The sequence below is a fragment of the Bacillus cereus group sp. N21 genome, assembly GCF_016483395.1.
GTDB classification, from domain to species: Bacteria; Bacillota; Bacilli; order Bacillales; family Bacillaceae_G; genus Bacillus_A; species Bacillus_A pseudomycoides.
The window spans coordinates 25475-34740 of sequence record NZ_JAEHBX010000052.1 but is presented as its reverse complement, the minus strand read 5'-3'; the positions used below and the strand labels follow the sequence as shown (position 1 = coordinate 34740).

The following is a 9266-nucleotide window of genomic DNA, read 5'->3' as shown; positions in this document are numbered from 1 at the left end:
GGGCTATGAAAACAAAAGGTAACCCGCGCTCGTTCTCTCCTTCTGGTTTCACTCGGCATGGGGCCAAAAAAAACACTGACCGCTTCTATGCATGAGCGGATCCTCTCTTCCACCCTAAAAAATAGGTTTTAATTTTTCAACTCGCCTACTCTTCAATAATAATATGATGCCCTGCCGCTTTCGTTAAACGGTTCATGATCGCATTTCCAATTCCTTCATTCGGAAATGACTCACTAAAAATCACATCTACTTTGCTGGCATCAAATGTTCTCAGCACATCGTATAATTTAGTTGCAACGCTTGCTAAATCACTTCGCACTCCGCAAGACAATACAACATCCGCTTTATATTCATGTTGATATTCTTCTGTCGTTAATACACCTACCGTATACCCTTCGTCTTTCTTCTGATCTACAAGCTGTTGAATAAAATCACGAGACCCTTCAACAATACTAAGTGGTGCTTTCGGTGCATAATGTGTATATTTCATCCCTGGTGCCTTCGGTTTTTCTTTCTCATCTTTTAGCGCAGGATCTAACGAAACAGTTCCGATCACTTCTTCTAGCTGTTCCTTCGTAATCCCACCTGGACGTAAAATCGTCGGTACTTCACTTGTACAATCAATTACCGTTGATTCAACCCCAACGCCAGTCGCACCACCATCAACAATACCAGCAATCTTTCCATTTAAATCTTCATATACGTGAGATGCTAGTGTTGGACTCGGACGCCCAGAACGATTGGCACTGGGTGCTGCAACAGGTACATTCGCTTCTTCAATAAGAGCTAGCGCCACTGGATGATCCGGCATTCTAACTCCAACTGTATCTAAACCAGCCGTAACCTTTTCAGAAATCCCCTCTTTTTTCGGTAAAATAATTGTTAATGGTCCCGGCCAAAAGTGCTTCATTAAGACTTCTGCAACCTCTGGTATTTCTCTAACAATTCCTTTTAACTGCGATTTAGAACCAATATGGACAATCAGTGGATTATCACTCGGTCTGCCTTTCGCTTCAAAAATTTTCGCAATTGCTTCATCATTCATCGCATTTGCTCCTAGCCCGTATACCGTCTCTGTCGGAAAAGCAATCGCTTCATTTTCCCTTAGTAATTTTGCTGCTTTTTGTAATTGTGGATAATCTTTTTTTATTTCCACAACATTATCCACAGTCCACATATTTGTATGCATTTTTTCCCACGTCCTTTTTTCCCATGAAATACTTGTTATATTTAGTTTACTATGAGATTTATCCAAAAGACAAACAAGGTTTATCCACAAAATGTGGATAAACCCAATTAATCAGTGGATAACTTTGTGAATAGCTGACAATTTAGTATTATTACATTCTGCTGTTTTATATTTTCACAAAAATGTTCTAACTGCTGAATATCCTCTGGAACTTTATGTTTTTCCACAGTTATAAAGTTAAAAAACTGAAAGATCGTCACAGATTGTGGATGATTTGTGAGTAAATATACTTGCCCCATACTTTTCTCTTTCATATACTGCAAAAACATTTCAAAAAAATATAAGAAAGTCTTGTTATCCACAATGGGTGTGAACAAACAAGAACGAATGAGTGCATTTTCTCCTTTTTGTTCATAACCAATTACAGCTTGTATCTCTCCGTCATCTTCCAATATCATAAATTGCTCGTATAACTCATTTATTTTATCATCTTTTTTATTAGCTTGTCCGAAAAAAGAATGTAATCTCTCAACATCAGCGTTTGTAGCAAAATAAGTCTTTTTCACAACAAATCCCTCCTCATTTCTATATATGAGGAAGGATTCCAAACTAGTACTTATTTAGAAAATAACGATGTGAATGCTTCTACAATAAATAATTTCACTTTCGGTTTTTCCTCTTGTTCTTCTGTTTCTACTGTTTCAATTGTTTGTTTTTGTTTCTTCTCCAGAGGTTTTTCTATTTTTTCCACAGGCTGTTTTTCTCCCTGTTTTACGCTTTTTTCTTGTGCAATCTTTTCATTTGTTTCTTTCACAGGAGTTTGTACTTTTGAAATAACCTCTTTTTTCGATGTTTCTTGTCCCTTTTTTTGTTTCGACAGAACATCTTGATTTTGTTTTTCCGATACCTCTTCTTTTTCTTCCTGTATTTTTACTGGCCGTTCTTCCTCATCCATTGATTCTGCTTTTACAACATGCTCTTCTTTTTTTACAGCCGATCCACTAGAGAAATCTAGAAAACACATTGGCGGGAATAACACGCACCACCAATTTGCCCCTTCACCTTTCCCAATTGAAATGAGTACTGCTTCATATTCCCCTGCTGGATAAATAAAATTCCCATATACTTTTGTAGGAAATTTAATGTTTTTGCTAAATGTAACTTGAAATGATTCTTTACTTCCTTCGCGTTTTAACGTATTAGCAACCGTTTTTTCAATTTCTGGGATGTGACTCTGAATAACGCGACGTGCGTCTTCAAACGATTTCAAATCTGCTACCCAACCATCAATTTGCATCTTTACTTCATCGCGCACTTTACGTTTGAGCGCCTGATCTTCCTTCGAATCGCTATTTGCTAAAATACGTAATCGAACAGCTTCTTTCGGAATAACAGTTTTTCCCTTCGCATCAACTTTCATATATCCAAACTGCACAAGTAACTGTGCACCAATTAATAATAAAAGAAAATAGGCAATCGCTTGTTTTTTCATCTCCTACACCGTCCCTTCTGTAAACAGTGTAGACACTCTTACCTCTTTCTAAACTATTAAATTCTAAATCTATAGAAAAACTTTCGAGTGTATGTAAATACAAATTGAAAAAAACGATTTAAAACCTTTCTTTTTGGATGGAAGAGAGCATCTAGCCATGCACAGATGCGGGCAGGTCCTTTTTTCTTCCCATGCCACGTGAAAACAGAAGGAGAAAACGAGGGCAGGTCACCTTTTATTTTTCATAGCCGCGACTTATATGTTGAAAAGGCAAAATGGATTTATATAGAAAAATGGAGTAAGGTTCTATCCTTACTCCATTTCCGCAAATACCATACGATCTTTTCCGTTAATATCAAATACAACTTCTACATGGGCATGCGGAAATGTCTGCTGCAATAACCTTTTAACATCTTCACCTTGCCCTATGCCTACTTCAAAAGCAACAATTGCTTTTCTTTGCAAGACGTTTGGCAACTCTTCCATAAAACGGCGATAAAAATCAAGCCCATCTTCCCCGCCAACAAGCGCACGCTTCGGTTCATGCTCTTTTACAACCGGAGAAAGACCTCTCCAGTCTTCTTCTGGAATATACGGGGGATTTGAAACAACAACATCTAATTTTTGCCCCGTTTCATAAAACGGTGATAATAAATCACCATGATAGAACGTTACATTTGCACCTAATGCTTTTGCATTTTCTTTCGCAACTTCAATAGATTCCTGTGCGATATCTACTGTATACATACGAAGATTTTGATTTTCTAAAGCGAGCGTAATTGAAATTGCTCCACTTCCCGTACCAATATCAGCTATATGCAGTTCCTGCTTACCAAACATACGCTGGATTCTATCTAATACACCTACTATAAGCTCTTCTGTTTCTGGTCTTGGTATTAATACTTCTTCATTTACGAAAAACGAACGACCATAAAACATTTCATATCCCATCATATATTGAACAGGAATCCCACCTACATGTTTGTGGATAAAGTTCGTAAACGTCTTCTGTTGTTCCTCAGACATTTCTTCACGCATGTTCATCATTAAGCCTGTTCGATTCGTCTTTAATACATGACAAAGGACAATTTCTCCCGCATTTTCATCTCGCCCATTTTCTTGTAAAAAAGAAGAAGCCCATTTCAGGGCTTCATAGACACGCATTACTCAGCTGCCTCCATCTTTTGCGCCTGATCTTCCATCACTAAGGCATTGATGAAATCATCTAACTTACCTTGTAAGATTTGATCTAGCTTCTGAATCGTTAAACCGATTCGATGGTCTGTAACACGGTTTTGCGGGAAGTTATACGTACGAATACGCTCTGAACGGTCTCCCGTACCAACAGCTTGTTTACGATTTTGATCGTACTCAGCTTGCGCTTCTTGTCTAAATTTATCATAAACACGTGCACGTAATACTTTCATTGCTTTTTCTTTGTTCTTAATTTGCGATTTTTCATCCTGACAAGATACAACTACACCAGTCGGTAAATGCGTTAAACGTACCGCTGACATCGTTGTATTAACACTTTGTCCACCAGGACCACTAGAAGCAAATGTATCAACACGAACATCTTTTTCATGAATATCGATTTCTACTTCTTCTGCTTCCGGTAATACAGCTACAGTTGCTGTAGAAGTATGGATACGTCCTCCAGATTCTGTTTCCGGAACACGTTGCACACGGTGTGCACCATTTTCAAACTTCAACTTTGCGAAAGCGCCTTTACCGTTGATCATAAAGATAATCTCTTTATATCCACCTAACTCTGTATAACTCGCTTCGATAATTTCAGTTTTCCAACCTTGTACCTCAGCATAACGGCTATACATACGGTATAAATCACCAGCAAATAAAGCAGCCTCATCGCCACCAGCAGCACCACGAACCTCCACAATAACGTTTTTATCATCATTCGGGTCCTTTGGAACAAGTAAAATTTTCAGACGCTCTGATAATTCTTTCTCTTGTCCCTCTAACTCAGAAACTTCTTCCTTTACCATCTCACGCATGTCAGCATCTAACTTTTCTTCTAACATTGCCTTCGCATCTCGTAATTGCGCACGAACATCTTTATACTCACGGTACACCTCTACCGTTTCTTGCATATCAGATTGTTCCTTTGAATATTCACGAAGTTTATTCGAATCACTAATAACCTCCGGATCACTTAACAGCTCGTTTAACTTCTCATAACGATTTTCTACAGCTTGCAAACGATCTAACACATCATTCACCTCAACATCCTAGTCTTTAATACAAATAGTATATGGTACTTAATCAAAAAAACGCAAATTATTATTTTAAAAGTGCAGGCGGCTCGCTCAGAATGGGAGGGGGATGGAGCTTCTGACATAGAGGCGCCTTTTGCCTCGCAGGAAGAAGCGAAGCCACCGACCATTCTTGCCGCCGGAGCTAGATATTATTTAAAAGCGTAGGTGGCTCGTTCAGCTCTGACCGGCTAAGGTTCTTTCGCACACAAGGCGCTCTTTTCCTTTTGTACGGAAGGTTCTTAGACGCGAAGAGCTTGCCACCGAAACTAGATATTATTTTAAAAGTGCAGGCAGCCCGCCCCACTCTTCATCTATTTTCGAAAAAAACCCGCCCTATTGTAGCGAGTTTTACTTATTTTTGTTTTGTAGGTACTGCATGACAATGACGACAACGCGGCTCATATGACTCTGAAGCCCCAACTAAAATAATTGGATCATCGAATGCAGCTGGTTCTCCATCAATTAAACGTTGTGTACGGCTTGCTGGAGATCCGCATACAGAACAAACTGCTTGCAATTTTGTTACATGTTCAGCAATCGCCATCAGCTGAGGAACTTGTCCAAATGGTAGACCACGGAAATCTTGGTCTAAACCGGCTACAATGACACGATAGTCACGATTTGCCAATATTTGCACCACTTCCACAATGTCCCCATCAAAGAATTGCACCTCATCAATTGCAATAACGTCCATTTCTTCTGTTATATGATTAAATATATCTTTTGAAGCTGAAACAGGAACTGCTTTTACCTTTAATCCATTATGTGATACAACATCTTCTTCACTATAACGGTTATCAATACATGGTTTAAATACAATCGCATGTTGCTTTGCAAATTGTGTACGGCGCACGCGGCGGATGAGCTCTTCTGATTTTCCAGAAAACATACTTCCGCAAATCACTTCAACCCAACCGTTTTGATTTATTAAGTACATGGAGCTCTCCTTTCATCTACTTTTTTATCCAAAGTAGGGTAAAGGTTTAATATTTTCGCAAAAAAAACAGACAAGCGAATAGATACACTTGCCTGTTTTATGTTTTTTATTACTTAAGACCGTATTTCTTATTGAAGCGGTCAACACGTCCGTCTGCAGTAGCAAACTTCTGACGTCCAGTGTAGAATGGGTGAGAATCAGAACTGATCTCAACTTTTAGTAATGGATAAGTGTTTCCATCTTCCCACTCAACCGTTTCGCTAGATCCTTTAGTAGATCCGCTTAAGAATTTGAAGCCTGTGTTTGTGTCCATGAATACAACTTTCTTGTAATCCGGATGAATTCCTGCTTTCATTCTTTTCATCTCCTTCCGCCCTGAATCATTTTCGAAACAGAGTTTTTCATCTTTAGCTGCGAATACAACTATAATGATGAAACACATATGATGAAATTATAACAAGGCTAACTTCATTTTGCAACTACCTGTTTTTGTCTTTTATAAATTAAAAGCGAAAGCGGCTCGTTCAGAATGAGAGGGGGATGGAGCTTCTGACGTAGAGGCGCCTTTTGCCTCGTAGGAAGACGCGAAGCCACCGACCATTCTTGCCGCTGAAACTGGATATACCTAAAAGCGGAGACGGCTCATTTAACTCTAACCAGCTAAACTTCTCCACAAAAAGACATGAAAAAACTCGCTTAGCATAAAAATAAGCGAGTCATCACCGTTTCCCTTTACTTCGTTGTTACATATCTTTTGGAATCTGCAACAATGTTTTGTAAAAATTCTTCATTTGTTTTCATTTGACGCATCTTGCGTAAGAAACTTTCAACAAAGTCTGGTGTATCACGCATTGTTTTGCGAATGCCCCATAGCTTGTCTAAATGTTCTTTCGGAATTAATAGATCTTCTTTACGCGTACCAGAACGGCGAATATCAATCGCTGGGAAGATACGACGCTCAGCTAACGAGCGATCCAAATGAAGTTCCATATTACCTGTTCCTTTAAACTCCTCGTAAATAACATCATCCATACGAGACCCTGTATCAACAAGTGCTGTTGCTAAAATTGTTAAGCTACCGCCCTCTTCAATGTTACGAGCTGCCCCGAAAAATCGTTTTGGTCTATGGAACGCAGCTGGGTCAATACCACCCGATAATGTACGTCCACTTGGTGGAATAACAAGGTTGTAAGCACGTGCTAAACGGGTAATACTATCCATTAAAATGATAACGTCTTTTTTATGTTCTACAAGACGCATCGCACGTTCTAATACAAGCTCAGCCACCTTAATGTGGTTTTCCGGTACTTCATCGAACGTAGAACTTACAACATCACCTTTAACAGAACGTTCAATATCCGTTACTTCCTCTGGACGTTCGTCAATTAAAAGTACGATTAATTCTGCTTCTGGATGATTTGTTGTGACACTATGAGCAATTTCTTTTAATAGTATCGTTTTACCAGCCTTTGGAGGCGCGACAATTAAACCACGTTGTCCAAATCCAACTGGTGCAATTAAATCCATGATGCGTGTTGATAGTTTCTTCGGCTCCGTCTCCAATTTCATTTGACGATTTGGATATAACGGTGTTAATGCAGGGAAATGCACACGCTCTTTTGCTGATTCTGGATCATCACCATTTACTGCTTCGACTTGCAGCAATCCAAAATAGCGTTCGTTTTCTTTCGGCGGGCGTACTTTACCAGAAACCTTATCTCCATTACGCAAATCAAAACGACGAATTTGCGAAGCTGAAATATAAATATCTTCTGAGCTTGGAGAATAGTTGATTGGACGTAGGAACCCAAATCCTTCTGATTGAATAATTTCGAGTACACCTTCCATGAAGAAGAAACCTTCTTTTTCTGCACGAGCTTTTAATATAGCAAAAATTAACTCTTTCTTTGTTAATTTGCTGTAATACGAAATCTTAAATTCTTTCGCATGCTCGTATAACTCTTTTAATTTCATGTTTTCTAATGCTGCAATTGACAAATTCATTCAGACACCACACTTTGACATTATTCTCTTTTCACATGGGTAAAGGGAAAATATACGGAAGGCAAATACATAATAATGAAAGGCAATAAGTTCAAGTAGGGTAATATTCACTATTGTAACCCTTTTATCCAGTTTTAATCAATACGTTGTAACACAAATACAAGAAGCGAAGACAAGAAAATTTGTCTCCGCTTTTTATATTGCTTCTGTTTTCTCTTTATTTAATTACTAAATTTGGTTTTTTATTTAAGCTATGGCGTCCGTCAACGAAACGAACTGTTCCGGATTTTGCACGCATAACAAGGGATTCTGTTGTACCAACACTGCCTTTAAATTGAACACCACGTAGTAATTCACCATCTGTTACGCCTGTTGCTGCAAAGATTGCGTCGTCACCTTTCACTAAGTCTTCCATACGAAGGATACGATTTATATCTTCAATACCCATTTTTTTACAACGAGCTAATTCTGCTTCATTTTGAGGAAGAAGCTTCCCGTGAATTTCCCCGCCCAAACATTTTAATGCAACTGCTGCAAGAACGCCTTCAGGTGCACCACCAGAACCGAATAAAATATCAACACCTGTACGATCAAATGCTGTATTAATTGCTCCAGCTACATCGCCATCATTAATCAATTTAATACGAGCGCCAGCTTTGCGAATTTCTTCAATAATCGCTTGGTGACGCGGGCGGTTTAGAACTGTTGCTACAACATCTTCAATATCTTTATTTTTCGCTTTTGCAACAGCGCGTAAGTTATCAATAATAGGTGCGTCAATATCAACTGCACCAACTGCTTCTGGTCCAACTGCAATTTTATCCATGTACATGTCAGGAGCATGTAACAAATTACCGTGATCCGCAATCGCAATAACAGCAAGTGCATTCCAGCCTCCAGCTGCTACGATATTCGTTCCTTCTAACGGATCAACTGCAACATCGACGCGCGGTCCGTATCCTGTACCTAATTTTTCCCCGATGTATAGCATTGGCGCTTCATCCATTTCCCCTTCACCAATTACAACTGTACCTTTCATCGGAATTGTATCGAACACATCGCGCATTGCTGATGTTGCTGCACCGTCTGCTTCATCTTTTTTTCCGCGTCCCATCCAACGCGCTGATGATAATGCTGCAGCCTCTGTTACACGTACTAACTCCATAGATAAACTTCTTTCCACAATAATCCCTCTCCTTTAAGTCTTAATATTTATGCCGTATTTTGTGAACCGGTTCCTTCTATAAAGTGTAGCTTCCGTCAGCAGTAATTCTTCATCCCCCATTAACGGAAGCACCACCACTTCATCTTCATTTTGCAATAATAAGCAAAACTCCATATCAAGAGTACATTGCCAACAATCTTTGC

Annotated in this window: 9 protein-coding genes; all 9 read right to left on the bottom strand. The window is 39.1% G+C overall.

Annotated elements, in window-relative coordinates; all coding sequences use genetic code 11:
• Positions 1 to 145: 145 nt before the first annotated feature.
• A complete protein-coding gene (locus JDS96_RS22600; RefSeq protein ID WP_016112693.1) occupies positions 146 to 1189 on the bottom strand; it encodes an L-threonylcarbamoyladenylate synthase in 1044 nt (347 codons plus the stop codon).
• 107 nt (positions 1190 to 1296) lie between these two features.
• On the bottom strand, positions 1297 to 1755 hold the full coding sequence (locus JDS96_RS22595; RefSeq protein ID WP_018764922.1) for a GNAT family N-acetyltransferase: 459 nt from the start codon (positions 1753 to 1755) through the stop codon (positions 1297 to 1299).
• A 50-nt stretch (positions 1756 to 1805) separates the two neighbouring features.
• Positions 1806 to 2681, bottom strand: coding sequence for a stage II sporulation protein R (gene spoIIR / locus JDS96_RS22590; RefSeq protein ID WP_018764921.1), 876 nt, complete (start codon positions 2679 to 2681; stop codon positions 1806 to 1808).
• 312 nt (positions 2682 to 2993) lie between these two features.
• Positions 2994 to 3845, bottom strand: a complete 852-nt coding sequence (gene prmC / locus JDS96_RS22585; RefSeq protein WP_003202251.1) for a peptide chain release factor N(5)-glutamine methyltransferase — start codon at positions 3843 to 3845, stop codon at positions 2994 to 2996.
• Positions 3845 to 4912, bottom strand: coding sequence for a peptide chain release factor 1 (prfA, locus tag JDS96_RS22580; RefSeq protein ID WP_026008495.1), 1068 nt, complete (start codon positions 4910 to 4912; stop codon positions 3845 to 3847). Before prfA ends, prmC begins: the two co-directional genes overlap by 1 nt.
• A gap of 397 nt (positions 4913 to 5309) precedes the next feature.
• Positions 5310 to 5894 (bottom strand): thymidine kinase, encoded by a 585-nt coding sequence (locus JDS96_RS22575; RefSeq protein WP_003202246.1) that lies wholly within the window; start codon positions 5892 to 5894, stop codon positions 5310 to 5312.
• 109 nt (positions 5895 to 6003) lie between these two features.
• A complete protein-coding gene (locus JDS96_RS22570) occupies positions 6004 to 6249 on the bottom strand; it encodes a type B 50S ribosomal protein L31 (protein ID WP_000643436.1) in 246 nt (81 codons plus the stop codon).
• 377 nt (positions 6250 to 6626) lie between these two features.
• The gene (rho, locus tag JDS96_RS22565) at positions 6627 to 7898 is read right to left on the bottom strand and encodes a transcription termination factor Rho (protein ID WP_003202242.1); all 1272 of its coding nucleotides are present in this window, start codon (positions 7896 to 7898) and stop codon (positions 6627 to 6629) included.
• Positions 7899 to 8115: 217 nt separating this feature from the next.
• The gene (gene glpX / locus JDS96_RS22560) at positions 8116 to 9081 is read right to left on the bottom strand and encodes a class II fructose-bisphosphatase (protein ID WP_003209232.1); all 966 of its coding nucleotides are present in this window, start codon (positions 9079 to 9081) and stop codon (positions 8116 to 8118) included.
• Between the last annotated feature and the right edge of the window lie 185 nt (positions 9082 to 9266).

What these genes read in the sequence shown, in the direction of transcription:
- JDS96_RS22600 (WP_016112693.1), bottom strand. Translation starts at nt 1,189, where the DNA reads ATGCATACAAATATGTGGACTGTGGATAATGTTGTGGAAATAAAAAAA.
- spoIIR (WP_018764921.1), bottom strand. Translation starts at nt 2,681, where the DNA reads ATGAAAAAACAAGCGATTGCCTATTTTCTTTTATTATTAATTGGTGCA.
- prmC (WP_003202251.1), bottom strand. Translation starts at nt 3,845, where the DNA reads ATGCGTGTCTATGAAGCCCTGAAATGGGCTTCTTCTTTTTTACAAGAA.
- JDS96_RS22575 (WP_003202246.1), bottom strand. Translation starts at nt 5,894, where the DNA reads ATGTACTTAATAAATCAAAACGGTTGGGTTGAAGTGATTTGCGGAAGT.
- JDS96_RS22570 (WP_000643436.1), bottom strand. Translation starts at nt 6,249, where the DNA reads ATGAAAGCAGGAATTCATCCGGATTACAAGAAAGTTGTATTCATGGAC.
- rho (WP_003202242.1), bottom strand. Translation starts at nt 7,898, where the DNA reads ATGAATTTGTCAATTGCAGCATTAGAAAACATGAAATTAAAAGAGTTA.